8 protein-coding genes and 1 pseudogene are annotated in these 19,483 nt (G+C 56.4%); all 9 read right to left on the minus strand.

Translation table 11 applies throughout. The features are described from left to right. Window positions 1-1,899 precede the first annotated feature (1,899 nt). The 9 genes and pseudogenes from LXM55_RS20075 to LXM55_RS20105 all read right to left on the minus strand — a co-directional run bounded on the left by LXM55_RS20075 (window position 1,900) and on the right by LXM55_RS20105 (window position 19,402). Complete coding sequence (locus tag LXM55_RS20075) at window positions 1,900-2,148, minus strand: hypothetical protein (protein WP_233321982.1); 249 nt, start codon at window positions 2,146-2,148, stop codon at window positions 1,900-1,902. 272 nt (window positions 2,149-2,420) lie between these two features. Then, complete coding sequence (locus tag LXM55_RS20080; RefSeq protein ID WP_233321983.1) at window positions 2,421-2,840, minus strand: hypothetical protein; 420 nt, start codon at window positions 2,838-2,840, stop codon at window positions 2,421-2,423. Next, on the minus strand, window positions 2,837-3,247 hold the full coding sequence (locus LXM55_RS20085) for a hypothetical protein (RefSeq protein WP_233321984.1): 411 nt from the start codon (window positions 3,245-3,247) through the stop codon (window positions 2,837-2,839). The genes LXM55_RS20080 and LXM55_RS20085 overlap by 4 nt, the downstream gene beginning before the upstream one ends. Then, window positions 3,244-4,803, minus strand: a complete 1,560-nt coding sequence (locus tag LXM55_RS32535; protein ID WP_325169903.1) for a VENN motif pre-toxin domain-containing protein — start codon at window positions 4,801-4,803, stop codon at window positions 3,244-3,246. Before LXM55_RS32535 ends, LXM55_RS20085 begins: the two co-directional genes overlap by 4 nt. A gap of 36 nt (window positions 4,804-4,839) precedes the next feature. Further along, a complete protein-coding gene (locus LXM55_RS32540) occupies window positions 4,840-5,049 on the minus strand; it encodes a hypothetical protein (RefSeq protein ID WP_325169904.1) in 210 nt (69 codons plus the stop codon). Between the two features lie 152 nt (window positions 5,050-5,201). Further along, window positions 5,202-5,501, minus strand: coding sequence for a hypothetical protein (locus LXM55_RS32750; RefSeq protein WP_442799770.1), 300 nt, complete (start codon window positions 5,499-5,501; stop codon window positions 5,202-5,204). 355 nt (window positions 5,502-5,856) lie between these two features. Continuing rightward, complete coding sequence (locus LXM55_RS32545; RefSeq protein ID WP_233321985.1) at window positions 5,857-6,696, minus strand: cysteine peptidase family C39 domain-containing protein; 840 nt, start codon at window positions 6,694-6,696, stop codon at window positions 5,857-5,859. Between the two features lie 9 nt (window positions 6,697-6,705). Next, window positions 6,706-7,088, minus strand: a pseudogene (locus tag LXM55_RS32755) (VENN motif pre-toxin domain-containing protein); the annotation flags it as partial. 770 nt (window positions 7,089-7,858) lie between these two features. Then, entirely contained in the window at window positions 7,859-19,402 is an 11,544-nt protein-coding gene (locus LXM55_RS20105; protein ID WP_325169905.1) for a hemagglutinin repeat-containing protein, read from the minus strand. Between the last annotated feature and the right edge of the window lie 81 nt (window positions 19,403-19,483).

Below are 19,483 nucleotides of genomic sequence, written 5' to 3' on the forward strand. Positions count from 1 at the left end.
TGCGCTCTGAATCTGTCCTCTAGATTCCGCCGTACTCTTGAGATCGACTATTTCATTACCCTAACCAACATAAATTAGAGCTTTGCCTAACTAAAAATCGCCAACATAAAAAGGGAAAGCCACATCCCCCCCCCGATAAATCTGAAACACTAATCGATGCATATTTTTCACACTCTCTGCATTTTTATGCAATATCCTCTGAAGACCTAAACCATACTCAATATATAGCACGACACCTTGACACACCTTTACCTCCTCTAAAAAAGATTGCTCTCCATACTTCAAAAGAAATGAATACACTCCTTTATTTTTTACCTCGCAACTAACAACCATTAATTTCATAATTTACTGCCCCCAGATTGAATAACCATTCCACGCCCCTTGAAATTCTTTCATCTCCATTTTGGAGCCAGTTCCTTTCCATGGATCACGAATCATCACACGCCGGCCGCTATCCAAGCCATCTACCACAACCCAATGTCCAATTTTACTACCTCTTTCCCAAAGCTGAGCAGCCCACGCCCCTGTTGAACTCAGCCCATGAAAAGTCCAAATATCGTCCGCATCAACACCAGACCCAACCCACTTACGAGAGTCAGAAGAGTCTAGTTCATTCAGTACGGAGGCCAACTGTGCCTCATAAGTCGCTCCGTCACCCGCAAGCTCTGAAATAACACTTAGAGAAGCATTAATTCTGCGATCCCCAAGCATCATTTCAACACAGGCTGCCCGCAACTAAGACTATTAACCTGCTTAACTACAGAAGGGTCCACCACCTCATCTATAACTTTCCAACCACCACCGGCGCCACCTAAAGTTTTTTCTGAGGTCGATAAACCATCTCCCCCTTCCCGGCATTGGACTTTTATCGATAATAAAAAAACCAAAATATAGAACCCACAACAGCACCAACCCCTCCTACTTTTAGATAGATAAAAAAATTCTCTCTAAGAAAAAATAGAAAGCCCTGACCACTACCAATCCAATTAACGTAAACATGAGGAATCATGACCAAAAAAAACATTGCAATAAAGCAACTCACCATCAAATACAGTAAAACAACAAACGAATAACTGAGCTTCATTTTTCATCTAGCCCCTTCTTCAGCTGCTTATCCAACTCAGGAATTTTAGTTCAATCTCTACTACTGTGTTCCTAGTTATGGCGTATCGCATTCGCGCTACAGCTCAACGGCTAGAAACTTGGTGCTTTCTAATAATATGCCAAAAGTTGCAGCGGTGCTGCAGGAGCTTTCATTGGTGTGCGACATTTTTCTGCGCGGTGGATGTGGCGAGGCGAAGTATGTAGGGGCAACTATCCGCATAAGCAGACAGGGGCATTATAAATGCCTCCTCTTTTAACCAATCGCTGTGGGCATGCTGCTAAAAACACCCTCACTTTCAACTCCAGTCTTCCGTGTTCGTGGCAGCCTGACCTCGGTCTCTCTTAAGATTCTTATCAATCTCAGATCTCTAACAAATCACCAACAACCCCACCTTTAATATCGCCGCCGTTTGCACACATCAACATTTTCAACAAGCCACGCAGGTCCCATTCGGTTTTTACTACACTCTCCACATTGGAGTCGTAATGATAAACTGCATCATCCCCCATTAAAGTCTGAATAAAATAGTACTGAGTCTCAGAAACCCAGGCTAAGACAAGCAGAAAGAAAGCAGCTCGATAGCAGCCAGATAGCTAGAAATAAGAAGTTCAGATGGCGTGACATACATTCGCCATCAAGCAACTCGAAAGAAACACATAAGCAACTGAGAAATAACAGAAAAACAACACGAGACAACCGAAAAGCAACAGGCAGTTACGCCTGGTGCTGACCGCAGGTAAAACAACACCGGCGCGAGACCGGTGCCAGGTGAATACTGTATTTGTACTCTTGATTCAACTTTTCCCGCTGAGTTTTTCTCTCCATGGCGCAAGCAAGCCTTCCTGAAGAACTCGATCAACGACGCCATCATCAATACTACCAACATAGGTAGTATCCAATTGAAACTCAAAGGAAAGGCTGGCTTTTTCAGATAAGTCCCTAACAGCACCAATCAGCTCTTCTACTTCCTCTAGATTCTTCGAATCCACATCAAGAGGGATGTATACTCGGCGGTAAAGCTGAATAAATTTCCAGCATCCCACCTACGACCTCCAAGCCATTCTCATCTATCTCATCAATCAAGCTTGGTGGCGCAATGCTCCATACCCTTGACACAGCAAGATCTTTCACAAGCTGCTGCACATCAGACTTAGTTGACTGATCCAAATCCTGAGCCACATAGAAGATTAACTTCTGCTTCGCATGATCTAGCGGCATGACATACATTACTCAGTTCCTTTCTTCGGCGGGTATGCTGGAAGTGCTGACCCAGGACCGCCAGGATTACATCTAAAGCCTCCCGGCATATGCGCGTCTAAATGTCGACAACATCAACATCAAATCCGTCACTATCGCCTTTCTCAAAGCCAAATTTTCTACTCCCATCGGCTTGAAAAACAATAAACCTATCATTAACCACATCAGCCTTATGAAGGTAATCACCGACGGCAACTTCTGTCCCAAAGTTTTCAGCAAGATATTTCGCAAACCCAGCCAGAACCTCATCAACAACTTCAAAATAGCAATAGAATATAGCCAACGTCCTATAACCTACGCCATTGTATTCCAGCCTAATTCCGATAAATTCCTCCCGCTCGACCTCTGACAACTCCCAAAAAGCATCGACACTTAAAACATTCAAATCCGACAACTCAAAAAAAAACGTAAGCGCAGCCGAAACTTCGCTTATATGGAGTTCTTTCCTGATCGACATTTCAAACATTGAAATATTCATTTTCTGCTACTGAACAAGTCTATTAGTTTTTGACGAGAGGCTTCACTCAATCCAGGGTTGCCACCCTTCAACATCCCTTCAAATGCTTTTAGCGCTCCACCTTGAAGGCCACCATTTTTAACCATATCTGTGTAGATTCCAAATTCCGCTTGCGACAACTGCACAAGTCCAGGCCCCGTCCTCAGAAAAATAGTTGAGCTTCCAGGGTGTGTCCCATAGACCCTTCCTGAAGAAGTCAAAATATCCCCACCACTCAGAAGATTAGCTTTTCCAGAGTTGATCTCCGCAATATCGACTTTCAAATCAATTCCACCTATCGCAACCGCTTTGGGAGTATTTCTATCTCCAGCACCAAATCTTGTAGAGCCGGTTATCGTATCCACACTATGAGACTTAGAAGCGCTCACAGGAGCTTCAGGAGTAAAAAACCATTATTTTTTGGGAGCTTACTATTTCCGCCTACTGCTCTACCAAAAGCGGTAATCATGGCAAACCGGACGAGTTCCTCCTTCGATGCGCCATTATTCAGTAAGTTCGTAACACCATTAACATCCACGGGTGCCAGGACCGAACTGATAACACCATCCTTAAGAGATAACTCGCGAATCTTTTCGTCACTTAAACCCTGTTTTTTCCACTCGGAAATCTGCTCACTGCTTCTGACTATAGCCAGATACGGGTTGCTGATGGTTCCAATGGGAGTCCAGTCATTTCCGTTGAGGGTGTAAATATTCCCAAAAATCCCGCCCCACCCCGAATTTAATTGCCCTTCTTTCGCACCCTCCATCATGATGCGTGCATATTTTCCAAAAAGGAGATTCAGCTCCTCTTGGCTTAGCCCCCCTGCCTGATACAACGCAACCAGGTTTTCTCCAGACTCTTTTTCTCGCTGCCGGTACTCATTGCGCACCGCACGCTCACAACCACCATCCCCAGCACAAGCAGAAAACTTCTCCTGCAAGTCGTTCATACCGCCGATTTTTGCGGCTACCAGTTTTTCATGAAGCGCTACCAAGCTGGTTTCATTCAACTTCTCAACGCCGTACTTATTCGCTAATAAGTTGTTCTCCACAGCATTCTTGCCAGCCCCGGCACCCGCAATAGCACCCGCGCTATCGCCTTTCACAATTCCCCCTGCAAGCCAGGCCGCCAACGTCGATAGCGCGGCCACTGTCTGCTTTTGCTCTTCACTGAGGGTGTTTGTATCGCTGGTGCCATACAGCTGCTGGGTGATCAATCGAGCAGCCAGCTCTCCACCTGCGGCTCCAGCTGCGCCCGCTATTGCCGAGTTACCTTGGGCCTGGGCAACGGCGGCTCCCAGCACAGCGTGAGCCATGGTGTTGAGGGCTGGATTGTCACCTGTGGTTTTCTTGATCAACTGCGCCAGGTACGGTGCCGAGGCGCCAGCCAGAACAGAGCCGATATCTCCACCGGCCAACCCTTGCAAGGCAGCGGTCACCGCTTGAGCTACTCGCTGGTAATCCCCCCCCGTACCGTACTTGCCCATAACTTGCTTGTAGGCGTCAGTGGCAATCAGCTGCTTCTGGTAGTTTTCAACATCCTCTTTGCTGGCATTTTTCCCAGGTCGACGAATACCTTTCTCTTCAAGCTCCTTGCTCGCCTCTTGATCAGCCTTCAACTGCCCCTCGGTCCGAACAATGTCCGTCACCTGAGTGCCAATCTCGCCAATCAGCTGCACCTCCCGCAGGCGCTTCTGCTCCTTCTCCTTGTCGAAGATAGGGCTGATGCTGCCGTTGGCGTGTTCGACGTCGCGGCTGAGGGTGGCAACGTCCTGCTTCTGCTGGCCTGGATCACGAATGTCCAAGGCGCCGTTGGAGATTGCCGATGAGGTGGTGCCGCTGGCGCTGCCGCCGTGGTTGTAGGCGATCAACATGCCGCTGGGCATGTTGCTGGTGAAGCCATCGGCACCGCCATTGCCACTGCTGACGCTGGCGCTCTGCATCTGGCTTTTGTATTCGGCCTCGATCTTGAGGTCGCTCTAGCCCAGGGTGCCGGTGCTCAGGCGGTTTTTGTCGGCTTCTGCGGTACTGGCGATGACGCTGCCATCGAGCTGGGTGTGCTTGCCCACTTCAACCTGATAACCGCCCTTGCCGGCAAACAACCCGGTTTGTTCCTGCACACTCTGATACTTGGAGTCGATCTTGCTCTGGCTGACCGCTGACTCGCCGCTACGAGGCAGGGACGGCACAACCCACCTAGAAGCCTAATCAAAAGAACTCTGGTGCCGTGCGTCAGCTTGGATGAGTTGGTGTTTGCAAAAGAGGGAACGAGGGCCATCCGACGATCTGCGCTTACGTTTCGAGGCCGTCAGCAACATGTCCGAACAAGAGAAGTCGCTAATCAAGACCCTGCTCGATGGTAGGCCGGGAGAGCTGACCCTGGACCGCCCAATCCTCCTGGCATATGCGCGTCCAAATGCCGTGTATCAGGCAGTGGTATGGTAAGTGGCGAACCCTGGACATGGTGCATAGGAATTCTCTCGCCCTTTAGCCCTGCATCTTCAGGAAAAACTTTAACCCATGCATCGTCAACTTTCGGAGTCTTCCCTTTAGCTATCGCGGCCCGATTTTCAGTACTTAAGATCTGACCATATCCTATGGTCATCCCAGTTATCACGCAGTCCTCTCCAGTCTGTGGCATTTGTACGAACAACACCTGTCCGAGTAGTACCAGAAGTAACAACAGGCACAGAAGTGCACGACTTCGCCCGTCGCTTTTGCACCTACAAAATCACAATCGGATTAAAGTAACTGGAAACTCAATGTCCTCGCCATCAACATACATCCAGGATATTGAGAACAGCTTTTTGGATATTTTTTGATCAAATGGCATGAGTGACATCACAAACTCGTCCAATTCGTCACTATACTCAACACCTCTTATATCTGAGTCACCATGCATCTTCCCAGTTAGTTTTCGCTCAATGCCGTCAACTAGAAAAACATAAAGAATTTCCTGAGAGCCCTCAGAATAACAAATCGACCGAATTACAACGCTACTGTTTATATACGGCTTGCCCATTCCACACGTCCTTAAAGCTATCAATACCCATCTTATATTGAGTCCCATTGAACGGGTCTTTAATCAACACTCGGCCCACGTCATCAACCCCATTAACAACAACCCAATGCCCTATTTTATTTCCCGAATCCCACATCATTGCACTCCACGAGCCTGTTTTATTCAATGCATTAAAACTAGACGTATCAACAGTATTACCTGCCCAACCAGAGTCAAATTTATTCAGCTTGTTTGCCAACGTATTCATAGAGGTAAGCTCTGTCCCCAACTCAACTTGAGTAGCAAAAATCCCACGATCTCTCAGCATCATCTCACCGCAGGCAGCTCCACAAGCTGTGGGAGTAATTTGCTTTACAACGTTAGGATTTACGACTTCATCCAGGACATTCCAGCTTCCACCGGCTCCAGCACGCACCTCTTTTGCAGCAGCACCAACAGCCGCCATCTCCTTGGCCGCAATACTGCCAAACCCGCCCACCCCCAACGCAGCACCACCAGCCGTCGCAGCACCAAAGGGCAGCTCAGCAGCCACCAAACCAAGCTCCGTGCAAAGAGCCGGACTGAGTCCACAGGCCGCCAGAATTTCCGGACCAAGCGTTACTACGGCACCGGCGCCTCCCACAATCGCCACGCCACCTACGAGAACATTACCGCCCTCGCCCATGAGCTTCTTACTGTAGTTTGAACGGCATATGTCCGCAGGCAGCCCATCACAGCTTTGCTTGGCAAAATCGTTATAGCTCTTTTCAGCAATCGCGCGGCTGCCCAGTTCATTGTTCTCTGAGGCGTTTCTACCGGATTGGGCACCGGTCACTGCCCCGGAAAAATCACCGCCGACAGCCCCCCCACAAAACCTGCAGCCAATGACGACAGCGCCGAGATCGTCTGCTTCTCGGCTTCGGTCAGTTGATCGCGACTTCGATTCGGGTACAACTGCGCAGCAATCAGCTCACCGGTGGCGGCACCCGCCGCGCCGGCAGCAGCCGAGTTGCCTTGAACCTGTGCAACTACCGCCCCCAGTACCGCTTGCGCCATGATCCGAGCAGCGTCGTTATCACCTGCTGTGCGCTTGATGATATTCGCCAGGTAGGGCGCCGAGGCGCCGGCCAGAGCCGAGCCGATGTCACCACCCGCCAAGCCTTGCAAGGCAGCAGTCACCGCTTGAGCAGCACGCTGGTAATCACCACCCGTACCGTACTTGCCCATAACTTGTTGGTACGCATCAGTGGCAATCAGCTGCTTCTGGTAGTTTTCAACATCCTCTTTGCTGGCATTTTTCCCAGGTCGATGGATTCCTAGTTTCTCCAGCTCATCGCTCGCGTCTTTGTCGACCTTAAGCTGACCTTCGGTACGAACGATGTCCGTCACCTTGGTACCAATCTCGCCAATCAGAAGCACCTGTCGCAGGTGCTTCTGCTTCTTCTCTGTATCGGAGATCGGACTCACAAGCCCGCAACGACTGACCTGCGGACGGGCGGGGTTATAAACACTTTGAGCAAGCCGGTGACGAAGTCGGGCGTTAATACAAATGCTTTGGCGCTTGATCTTCCGGGGGCCTGACAGTTGCGAAGCAGCTGTTAGAGAACAAAAAATGAACCCGCCTCTTCTCGAATCAAGCTATTGCCATTCAGCACCTATCATCAGGCCCAGACCACAACAACTTACTTCTAAGCTCATCAGGAACAAGTTCAAAAAGAGCCTTTATGCTTTTCAAGTGCTCATGATAATTAGGCGATATCCGATCGTTGCAGTTCTCAAAATAGCTCCTAGCCTGATAATTCAGAAACCATATGTCATGCTCGGAAAATTCAGAGTCCAACAAACTATTTGTTAGATTATGTACCAACTCCGCCTCAAAAAAACATGACTGATCCTTGCCTTTTGCTCTCTCATCCAAAGACTGGATATTCCTTATATAAGGCAAAGACAAAGATAGCATCCTGACGTATATTAAGTTTTTTTTCATATGAGAACCATTACTTTCTCGTCGGCAAGGATCTAGCACCAGCAGGAGCACTAGCTGTTTTAGTCCAAGAACCATTCTTCAACAATTGTTCAATAAATGAAGCGTCCCCTGTCTTTTTATATATTTCCTGAGCTGCAACCATTCGATGATTCCCCTCAGACACATAATAGGTACCCTTGCTATCTACATAGCCCGCAATACGCCCCTCAGGGGCTGTAAACCTATAATTATTCGATAGCATATCATTTTTTATCTGGTCCACCTGCTGCGGATTACGAAGACCTACTTGCATACTTTTTATACCAGATGGCGAACCAGTCTTATAGATGTTAGATGCAGTTGTTTTAGCAAACTCAGCCAAACTTTTACCAAGCCCAGCTACAGCAACAATGGCCGCTTGATTTTCAGGATCAGATATAAACAATGCAAATCTTACCCAGCGCGGGCTGTTCACATCGATTTTCGCCAGATCCTCGCCATTCCATTGCTGAACATAGGCCTTAGCTTCTTCGTTGCTCATCACATCCAGTCCGATATGACTTAGCCAATTAGGACGTTGAGTCACCTCAATCCCACCTTGCGCCAGCTCTTTGTCCTCCCCAAGAGCTCTCAGTGGATCGTTCTCCAACCGCCAATCAGTTTCAGCACCTCGCTTATCACTAACCTGCTTCCATTTATCAACCACCGTTTGGCACGTGCGCAGACCTGATTTTTGGCAGTCTGAAAACTCTTTATCAAAAACTACCGATTGCTCTTGGCTCAGCCAATTATTGTCCACCGCATTCCTACCCCCTTGTGCGCCAGTAACCGCACCGCCTAAATCTCCCCCCGCTACCCCGCCAGCCAGTCCAGCAGCCAAGCTCGATAGCGCAGCCACTGTCTGCTTTTGCTCTTCACTGAGGGTGTTTGTATCGCTGGTGCCATACAGCTGCTGGGTGATCAATCGAGCAGCCAGCTCTCCACCTGCGGCTCCAGCTGCGCCCGCTATTGCCGAGTTACCTTGGGCCTGGGCAACGGCGGCTCCCAGCACAGCGTGAGCCATGGTGTTGAGGGCTGGATTGTCACCTGTGGTTTTCTTGATCAACTGCGCCAGATACGGTGCCGAGGCGCCAGCCAGTGCAGAGCCGATATCTCCACCGGCCAACCCTTGCAAGGCAGCGGTCACCGCTTGAGCTACTCGCTGGTAATCCCCCCCCGTACCGTACTTGCCCATAACTTGCTTGTAGGCGTCGGTGGCAATCAGCTGCTTCTGGTAGTTCTCAACCTCCTCTTTGCTGGCATTTTTTCCAGGCCGACGAATACCCTTCTTCTCTTCAAGCTCCTTGCTCGCCTCTTGATCAGCCTTCAACTGCCCCTCGGTCCGAACAATGTCCGTCACCTGAGTGCCAATCTCGCCAATCAGCTGCACCTCCCGCAGGCGCTTCTGCTCCTTCTCCTTGTCGAAGATAGGGCTGATGCTGCCGTTGGCGTGTTCGACGTCGCGGCTGAGGGTGGCAACGTCCTGCTTCTGCTGGCCTGGATCACGAATGTCCAAGGCGCCGTTGGAGATTGCCGATGAGGTGGTGCCGCTGGCACTGCCGCCGTGGTTGTAGGCGATCAACATGCCGCTGGGCATGTTGCTGGTGAAGCCATCGGCACCGCCATTGCCACTGCTGACGCTGGCGCTCTGCATCTGGCTTTTGTATTCGGCCTCGTTCTTGAGATCGCTCCAGCCCAGGGTGCCGGTGCTCAGGCGGTTTTTGTCGGCTTCTGCGGTACTGGCGATGACGCTGCCATCCAGCTGGGTGTGCTTGCCCACTTCAACCTGATAACCACCCTTGCCGGCAAACAACCCGGTTTGTTCCTGCACACTCTGATACTTGGAGTCGATCTTGCTCTGGCTGACGCTGACCGAAGCGCTGCCCGTCATCGTGCCGAACGTGAAGCTGGCACCGCCGCTGACATTGCTCTGCTTGGACTTGTAGTCGTCGGTGTCCTGCTGGCTTTGCAGCGTGAGATCACGCCCGACCTTAGCCGTGATCTTGTCCGCATTGACCTGCGCGCCCTTGAGCGCGGCGTCCCGCCCACTGATCAGGCTCGCTTGGTTACCGGCGTCCAGGGTGGTCTCGGTCCAGGTGGTGCCGGTGCCTTTTTCCTTGCCCACGCCCTTGTTGCCGTTGGCGAAGATACTCAGGCCTGCGCCGTTGGGGCCGACGCCCAAACTGACGCCAATGGCACCACCGCTGCTGCTGTTCTTGCCATCAAGCTTTTGCCGGTTGGCTGCGGCCTCAAGCTGGATGTCACGCTCAGCGGCCAGCAGCACGTTATTGCCCGCCTTGAGTTGGCTGCCTTGCACACGGATGTCGCCATCTGCCCCAGCGGTACCGCTACCGGCAGCCACAATGGAAAGGTTGTTGCCACTGGTCAGGCTACTGCCCTGACTGACCACCTGTTCCTGAGTCTGCTTGGAACTGGACTGCTGTGAGCCCAGGGAAATGCTGATGCCGACGAACTGGCCGATGTTATCGCCGTTCATGCCGCCGCCCTGTTGGGCCGCTTGCCAGGCCTGAACACCGGTCAGGCCAGCCTTGATGCCTTGCAGGGCAGAGAGGCGGCTATCGTCCTCCTCCTTGGCTTGCTTGGTGGTCTGGTACGCGGCGTCGACGGCACTGCCGACGGTTCCGGACAGCGCCAGGGTCAGGCCGCTGGTCTTGGTTTTGGAGGTTTGCTCGCTCTTGTTGTGATTTTCCGCCGCGAGGATGCTGACGTTCTGCCCGACGAGGCTGATGTCCTTGCCCGCGATGACGTCGGAACCTTTGAGGGTCAGGTCCTTGCCGGCCTGGATATCGACGTTGCCCAGCACACTGCCAATGGTGCTGGCCTTGGCGTTTTCGGTGGTGCTGGACGAGGTGTTCTGAGCACTGGTCGAACCCAGAGTGAAACCAATCCCGCCACTGCTCAACAAGCCGGACTTCTTCTTCGATGTCGAATGGCTTTGCTCGTAGGTTTCGGTCGCGCTATCGATCTCGACGTTGCGTCCCGCAACCAGGCTGGTGGAGTGGGTGGAGACAATATCGCTGGCGGTCGCGCCAATATCCTGGCCGGCGCGGATGACCACCGTATCGCCACTGACGGAGGAGCCCTGTTGGGTGATGGAGTTGCTGCTGTCGATCCGCGTTTTTTGGCTACTGGACAGCCCGGAACTGCTGGTCTTGGTCTTGCGGTAGTAGCTGTAGTCGCTGTTCTGCCCAGCGCTCAGATTCACATCACCGCCCGCATAGAGATACGCCTCATCCCCTGCCGTCACCCGACTGGCCGTCAGTTGAAGATCCTCACCGGCCTTGAGCGCTACATTGCCGCCCGCCACCAAGGTGGTGGCCACCTGCTGAACATGATCCTCCTGACTCGTCACCTTCTTGGTCTTGCTCGCCGAATGCTGCTCATTGGCCGCCGAAACCAGGCTCAGGTTGTCCGTGGCGGTCATCGCCACATCGCGCTTGGCCTCGATCTGGCTGGCAATCGCACTGATGTCGCGACCGGCGCTGATGGCCAGGTCGCGACCGGCCTGCAGGCTGGAGCCGTTCTGGGTCACGCTGAGGTCGTTGTAGCGCACGCCGCGGTCATTGCTGACCACCTGTTCCACTGAGGTCAGGTTGACGTCGCGTCCGGCCTTGAGGCTGGTGTCGGCACCACTTGTGAGCACGCCTCCGTTGTTGTTCACATCACGCCCGGCGTTGATCACCAGGTTGTTGGCCGCTTCCACCCGGGCGGCGCTGTCGACGAAGTCGCGCTGCTGGGCGTAGCTGCCATTGCTGCTTTGGTGGCTGCTCAGGGTGCGCTCATTGATCACGTCGCCACGGGTTGCAGTGAGGGTCACGTCGCGCCCGGCGATGATCCCCCCAGCCTTGTTGACCAGATTGTTGCCCGCCAGCAGGTCAAGGCGGTTGCCGGCCTCCACCAGGCCGCTGTTGACCAGGTTCTGGCCGGCCTGGGCCGAAAGGTTGTTAGTGGCGCGCAAAGTGCCGACGTTGTTCAGGTCCTGGCCGGCGATCAGGTTGACGTCGTTGCCAGCGATCAGGGCGCCGTTGGGCGCCAGGCGGTCCTTGGCCTGGGCCAGGTAGAGCACGGGCACCAGCACTTGTTCGCCGTTCACTTCGGCGTTTTCCAGCCAGACAATGTCGTGGGTCAGGGCCGCCACCTGTTCCGAGGTCAGGCTCACGCCCACCGCCAGGTTGAGCTGCTGCCGGCTCTGGATGGCGTTGTCCATCAGGTACTTGAACAGCTTCTCGTCGCTGTTCTGGCCATTGATGTAGCGCTGGCCGGTACGGGCCTGCACGGCTTGCTGGATCAGTTTCTGCTCGTAGAAACCGTCTCCCAGGCGCTTGGCGCTTTCGTCCGGGTTATAGCCCAGGTTGGACAGCAGGTAATCCGAGCTCATGAACTGCTTGAGGTCGGTCAGAACCGGGTTGGTTTCAATCAGGTACTTGTGCGGATTAGTACGCACGCTGCTGTCCGGCAGGCCGGTGACCCGATCGACACTGATCGGTACCGGAGCCTGGGTGTTGAGGGCCGCGCTCTGGCTGATGCCGTCATTCACCACCGAAGGTCCCAGCAATGCTGGGCCTGAGACGGCACCAGAACCGGGCAGGGTCGCATTGATCGCGCTGGCATCGGTGCCGACTTGCGCCGCCGTGCGGTTGGCGGCGCTCAAGTCCGCCGAACGGGCCGCGATCTGGGCGGCGTCAGCGATGTTGATGTCTCGCGCCTGAACCGTGGGCAGCCCTTGTTGACGTTGCGCGGTGCTCAGGGCGCCGCCGCCCATGGTCCAGTTCTGCGGACCACTGGCCGCAGGCGTGTTGGCGCCCTGGCCGCTGAGGCGAAACAGACCGTTCTGCCCGCTGGGCAGGCTGAAGCCGGGCAGCGCCAGCGGGTTGACCTGTTGCTGGGCCAAGTCCGGCGGCAATTGCTGGTTCAGGGTGATGCGGGTAGCGAAGGCCGTGCCCGGAGCGTTGGTGTCGGTGCGTTGGCCGCTGCCGACGTAGGTGAAACCGGGACGCACCACGCTGTTACCAATGCCATTACCGGCGTTGATGCTGACCGCACCGCCCGCCTGCATCACCGCCGCGTAGCTTTGGTCGCCGCCGGCGAGCTTCCTGGTTGAGCCCAAGTGCACCCATTCGCGCTCGGTCATGCCGATAAAGCCGGCCAACGACCCTTCCAGGCCACCCAGGTCATTGGGGTTATAACCTGCGCTCTGGAACCAGTACTTGTTGGTGACGCCATTGGCGACGTTGTACCAGCCCCCGGCATTCTTGGTCCGCGAGGACATGAACACACGAGTGGTTTCGGTCTCGCCGGTTTCCACGCCGCTGTTGGTCAGGTTGTTGACCGTGGCCATCAGGTTGCCAGCCGCGCCGATACTGCTGCTCTGGTTCAGCAGGTCGCCCGCGTTGATGTTCAGATTGGCGCCGGCGGCAATGCTCGACGCCGCGCTGGCGTTGGTCACTTCGAACTTGTCGCGCTGGACGATTTCCCAGACATGATTGCGCTTGCCGCTGCAGTCACCGGCGTTGTAGCCCTCGATACAGGCGACTTCGCCAATTCTCGCGGTGTAGATACCGCCCTTGCTCGTGGTCAGCACATCGCGCACGTTTTCGATGGTGCTGGCTGCCAACATCATGGAGCCGTCGCTCTGCAGCGAACCGGAACGGTTGGCAATGCGGCTGGCCAAGGAGCCCTGGCCATCACGATCGACCGTCAGATTACCTAGGCTGTAGACGTTGCCGTAGCTGTTGGTCAGGGAGTCGACCCGCAGGCCCATGTCGCCGCCGCTGAACACCAAACCATGGTCGTTGACCAGGGCCCCCGTGGTCAGGGTCAGGTCCTGGGCGGCACCGAGGGTGCCCTGGTTGTTGATGCCTGCCGCACTGAGATTGAGCTTGGCGGCAGACGTCAGGCGCCCGGCGTTGTTCAACTGGCCCGCCACAGACACCGCAGTATCACCACCACCGGCGATGCTCGATGCGCTGTTGAGGTCCAACTGCCCAACTCCAAGGCCCAGCGTACCGCGGCTGCTCAGCCGGCCATTGCCTGAGTAGGAACCTCCGAGGTTGAGACTGAGACTGCCATCACTGGCGATCAAGCCATCGTTGCTCCAGTTGCCGCCACTGCCGATCAAGGCGTCGCTGGCCAGCAACTGACCACTGGCGGTCTGGCTGAAATGGTTGACGTTGAGCGTCAGGCGCCCGGCCTGGATGACGTCACTGTTGTTCCAACTGTCGGCATTGAGGGTCAGGCCACCACGAGTGACGATGCTGCCACCTGCGCCGGTAACGTTGGCGGTGGAGATATCGAAAGTGCCGCGCCCCACGTGCAGCAGGTTACCGCCACCGTTGAGGAAGCTGCCCACGGCAAAGCTCAGGTCGTGGTTGGCGCTTTCCAGGGTGCCGTTGCGGTTGTCGAATTGCCCGCCGATCTCAAAGCGCGTACTGCCGGCGCTGCCCAGGGCCCGCAGTTGACCGGTCTGGTTGTCGAGGCTGGCGGCCTTGATTGCCAGCGTGCTGTCGCTTTCGATGATACCCAGGCGGTTGTTCAGGGCACCGCGCAGATCGAGGTCGATCTGCTGGCCGGCGATCTGGCCGTCGTTGTCGCCGCTGTTATCGAAGTTGCCAGCGCTGACCTTGACCAGGCCCTTGGCGTACAGGCCGCCGTTGCGGTTGTCGAAATCGCCGCCAGTGATCAGGGCGTCGCCGCTTTGCGCGGAAATCCGCCCGCCGTAGTTGTCGATGCCGGCCAGGGCATTGAGGGTCAGACGCTGGGCCTGGGTCACACCACCCTGGCGGTTGTTGTTCAGGTCATAGCCGTTTTTCAACACACCGCTGAGGTTGGCAGTCATCGCCCCCTGCAGACTGGAGAGCACACCACCCCGGTTGTCCAGGTTACCGGCACCGATGCTCAGGTCGCCGCTCTGGGCCAGGATGCGTCCGCTCTGGTTGTCGATGTCGCCAGTGGTGAGGTTCAGGGCACCCTGGCTCTGCAAGGTGCCTTGGCCGTTGCCGAGACTGCCGGCCTGGATCTGCAGGTCGCCGTTACGGCTGTAGATCAAGCCGTCACTGCGGTTGTCCAGAGTGCCGTCTACGGTCAGGTGCAATCGATCATTGGCGGCCAGGGTGCCACGGTTGCGGTTATCCAGGCTGGCGCTGAACAGGGTCAGCAGGCCCTGGCTGGCAATCTGCCCGCCCTGATTATCGATCTGCCCGGCGCGCTCGATGCGCAGCGGGCCGCCGCTGGCCACTTGGCCATTGCGGTTGGTCAAGGCGCCGAGCAGGTTCAAGGTCAGCGCAGCGTTGCCCTTGAGGCTGCCGCCGCTGTTGTCCAGGCTGGTGGCGTTCAGACTCAGAGCCTGCTGCGCACTGATGCTGCCGGCGGCGTTGCCCAGGGTCATGGCTTGCAGGGTCAGGGCCGCACCGCTGTCGATCAGGCCACCCTGGGCGTTGTTCAACAGGCCATTAATGCTGAGGGTCTGTTCTGCGGCGCTGGAAAGAATGCCGCCGCTGCTGTTGTCCAGGTTGGCCGCTGTCACGCTCAGCGCCTTCTGGCTGACCAGGGCGCCGGCGCCACTGTTCTGCAGGTCACCGCTGACCTGCAGATCGAGCCCGCCGCTACGGCTGGACAAGGTGCCCAAGTTACGATTGTCCAGGCTTCCCAGGTTGGCGTTCAGGCCTTGCCAGCCCGAGGCCAGGCCACCTTGGTTGAGCAGGCTCTGGGCCTTGAGGTTCAGTTGCTCGTTGCTGATCAGTTTACCGGCGCTGTTGTCCAGGCTGCGCGCCGTCAGGTCCAGGCTCAGGCGGCTGGAGATTTCACCGTTACGGTTACTCAGGTCACGCAAGTGAGCGATGCTCAGCGGCCCTTGGGTGCTGATCAGGCCGCCGCTGTTATCCAAGTCCCCCGTGGTGTTGCCCAGGTCCAGAGCGATGCTGCTGCCTTGCAAACTGGCGTCGCGGTTGTCCACAGAGCTGGCGCTCAGGGTCAGGCCGCCGTCAGCGTTGATCAGGCCCCGGCCACTGTTGTTCAAGGCGCCCGCCAGTAGCAGGTCGAGGCTGCCACGGCTGGTAAGGGCGCCGCCGCTATTGGCCAGGCTAGCTGCACGGGCATCAAGGGATGCCGCCGCGATCAGGCCCTTGAGATTGATCAGGACCTGGTCGATACGCAGGGTCAGGGCCTGGTTGCTGAGAAGCTTGCCGCTGCTGTTGTCCAGGTTCTGAGCTGCCAGGGTGAACGCCTGGGCCGCAGAAATTTCACCGCCCTGGTTGTTCACGTCCTTGAGATTCTTGAGCATCAGCAGCGGTGCGTTGATCAGGCCCTGCTGGTTGTTCAGTTGCCCCTGGTTGAGGTCCAGGGTCAGGGAGGTATTGCTGAACAGCTGACCGCCCTGCTGCTCAAGGCCGCTGACACTGGCGTTCAGCGCCCCGCCGCTGGCGATGCGGCCTTGGTCCTGATTGGTCAGCTGGGCACTGATCAAATCCAGGTTGCCACCGCTGCCGAGACGACCACTGTGGCTGTTATCCAGTGTTCCGGTGCTGATGCTGGCTGCCGCCTTGGCGCTGATGTTGCCCTGATTGCGGTTGTCCAGGCGGGCGCTGTTGAGCACCAGCCCGGCATCGGTGAGGATCTCCCCGCCCTGATTGAGCAATGCGGCGCTGTGCTCCAGGGTCAGCGCCTGGGCGCTGGAAACACTGCCGCCGCTGTTATCCAGCCCGGCACTCTTGAGCCCTAGACGGCCTTCAGCGCTGATCAGACCCTGGCGGTTATCCAGGTCACCCTGCAATTTGACCTTGAGGTCATGCTGGGTCAGCAACGTACCGCTGCGGTTGTCCAGGCTGCTGCCCATCAGGCTCAGGCCCGCCTTGCCCGACAGCAGGCCCTTGCTGCGGTTGAGCACCTGAGCCACGGTCAGGCCCAGGCTGCCTTCGGCCAAAACCTTGCCGCCCTCACTGTTGTCCAGGCTGGAACCTTCCAGGCCTACATCGGCCAGGCTCGACAGCTCGCCCCCCCGATTGTCGATCGCGCCGACCTTGAGCAGCAGCCCCTGGCTGCCGCCCACCAGGCCACCCTGGCGGTTATCAAGACCATCGGCAAGCAGTTCCAGGTGTTGTCCGGCCAGCAATTGACCGCCCTGGTTGTTCAGAACTCCGACCTTGGCCTGTACATCGGTCTTGCCGGAAATCTGCCCCTGGCTGTTGTCCAGGATGCCCACTGCCAGGTTCAACTGTTCATCGGCCACCACTGTGCCTTTCTGGTTGCTCAACTGGCCGTCGACACGCAGGGTCAAGGCCTGCTGACTGATCAGCTTGCCACCACTGTTATCCAGGTTGCGGGCCGCCAGGGCGAAGGCTTGGGCACTGGAGATTTCACCGCTTTGGTTGTTCACATCGGTGAGGTTTTTCAGCACCAGCACGGGGCCATTGATCAGGCCTTTGTGGTTGCTGAGTTGACCTTGGTTCAGGTCCAGGCTCAGGGCGCTCTTGCTAAACAGCTCACCGCCTTGCTGGTCGAAGCCACTGACGCTGGCCGTGAGGCTTTTCTCGCTGGCGATCCGACTACCTTGACCGTTGCTGACCTGGGCCGCGGTCAACTGCAGGCTGTCGCCGCTGATCAGCCTTGCGCCTTGGGTGTTGTCGAATGCCCCGGTGTTGACCTGCGCCGGGCCCTTGCTGCTAATCAGGCCTTGCTGGCTGTTGTCCAGGCTCTGGCTGGCCATCTCCAGACCGGCGTCGGTGGTGATCGAACCGTTGCGGTTGAGCAGTACGCCGGCACTGGTCAAGGTCAGCGAGCCAGCGCTGGAGACTTTGCCGTCGACGTTGTCCAGACTGCCGACCCGGGCCGACAGGGCCCCTTCACTGCTGACCAGGCCTTGCAGGTTGCCCATGGCCTGATCCAGACGAATATCCAGCCCGAACAGGGCCACCAGGCGCCCCTGGCCGTTATCCAGGCTCTGGCCGTGAAGGGTCAGCGCGCCCTTGGTAAACATCAAGCCCTGGTTGCGGTTGATGATCTGCGCCACGTCCAGGCCCATGTCGCTGCCGGCCAACAACTTGCCGCTGTCACTGTTGTCCAGGCGTGCGCCCTGCAGAGTCACCCCCTCGGCACTGGAGATTTCCCCGCCGCGGTTATCGACCTCAGTCACTTCGAGTTTCAGCGCTTTTGTGGCCCCTACAAGTCCCGCCTCGCGGTTATCCAGGCTGGAGCTCGTGAAGCTCAGGTCACCCTCGGCCACCAACTCACCCCGTTGGTTGATAACCCGAGCAACCTGGGCCAACAGGCCGCTCTTACTGGCAATTCGTCCGCCGCTGTTGTCCAGGCTGGCCGCTTCCAGGCGCACCGGGCCAGCAGCACTCAACAGGCCGCCGCGGTTATCCAACTGCAAACCCTTGAAACTGAGAGCAGCCAGGCTATTCAGCAAGCCCTGTTGGCGGTTGTCGATCTGGCCAACAGCCAGTTGCAAGTCCTTGTCCGCACGCAGCTTGCCAGCGCGGTTGTCCAGGCGTCCGGCCTGTAGGTCAATCTGGCCCTTGGCGCTGATTTCACCCTGCTGCTGATTATCCAGCAGGCCTTCGATACGAGCCTTCAAGCGGTCATCGCTAACCAGGCGGCCGGCGTGGCTGTTGTCCAGACTGGCAGCCTGGAGATCGACACTCCCGGCCGAACCGAGCACACCATTCTGGTTGTTCAGCGCCGCAGTCAGGTCGATATCCAGAGACTGATCGCCGCTGACCTGCCCATTACTGTTATCCAGGCTCGTGCCCTTGAGACGGGTGGCCCCAAGACTGGAAAGCTCGCCACGCTGGTTGTTCGCCACAGCGCCCAGGCTCAACGCCAAGTCGCTGCGACTGGTGATGATGCCGTCGCGGTTATCCAGGGTCGCCGCACCAATATCCAGGCCCTTGGCGGAAATCAATCCGCTGACGTTACTCAATGTCTGGTCCAGGCGCAGAGTCAGTCCCTGGTTTCCGAGCAGTTTGCCGTGACTGTTGTCCAGGCTGCGGGCCATCAGCTCGAACGCCTGAGCGCTGGAAATTTCACCTCGCTGGTTGTCCACACTGGCGAGGTTGTTCAGTTGCAATCGAGGTGCGTTGATCAAGCCACCCTGGTTATTCAGGTGGCCCTTGTTCAGGTCCAGGCTCAGTTCGGTGAGGCTGGTCAGACGGCCGCCGTTGCTCTGATCGAGGCCGCTCACGCTGGCACTCAGTGCCTGGTTGCTGGCAATACGTCCAGTGTTGCTGTTGTCCACCTGCCCGGCCTTGAGCTCCAGGGTTTGCAGACTGATGAGCTGGCCGCCGCGGTTGTTGACCGCGCCGCTGGCGTTCAGGCTCAAGTGCTGGCCTGCGGAAGCCAGCCCGGCGACGTTGTCCAGGGTGGCTACCTGCAGGGTCAGGTTTGCGAAGCTGGACAGTTCGCCACCGGCATTATTCAGCCAACCGACCTGCGCCTTCAGGTGACCGCCGCTATTGATCAGCCCACCCTGAGTGTTGAGCACGTTGCTTGCCGTAAGGTCCGCGCTGCCTGCGCTCAGCACCCGCCCTTCGTTCTGGTTGTCCAGAGTCCCGGCGCTGACGTTAGCGCTCTGCCCTGCACTCAGGGTGCCGCCCTGGTTGTT

The sequence above is a fragment of the Pseudomonas sp. Au-Pse12 genome (genome assembly GCF_021341665.1).
Classification (GTDB): Bacteria; Pseudomonadota; Gammaproteobacteria; order Pseudomonadales; family Pseudomonadaceae; genus Aquipseudomonas.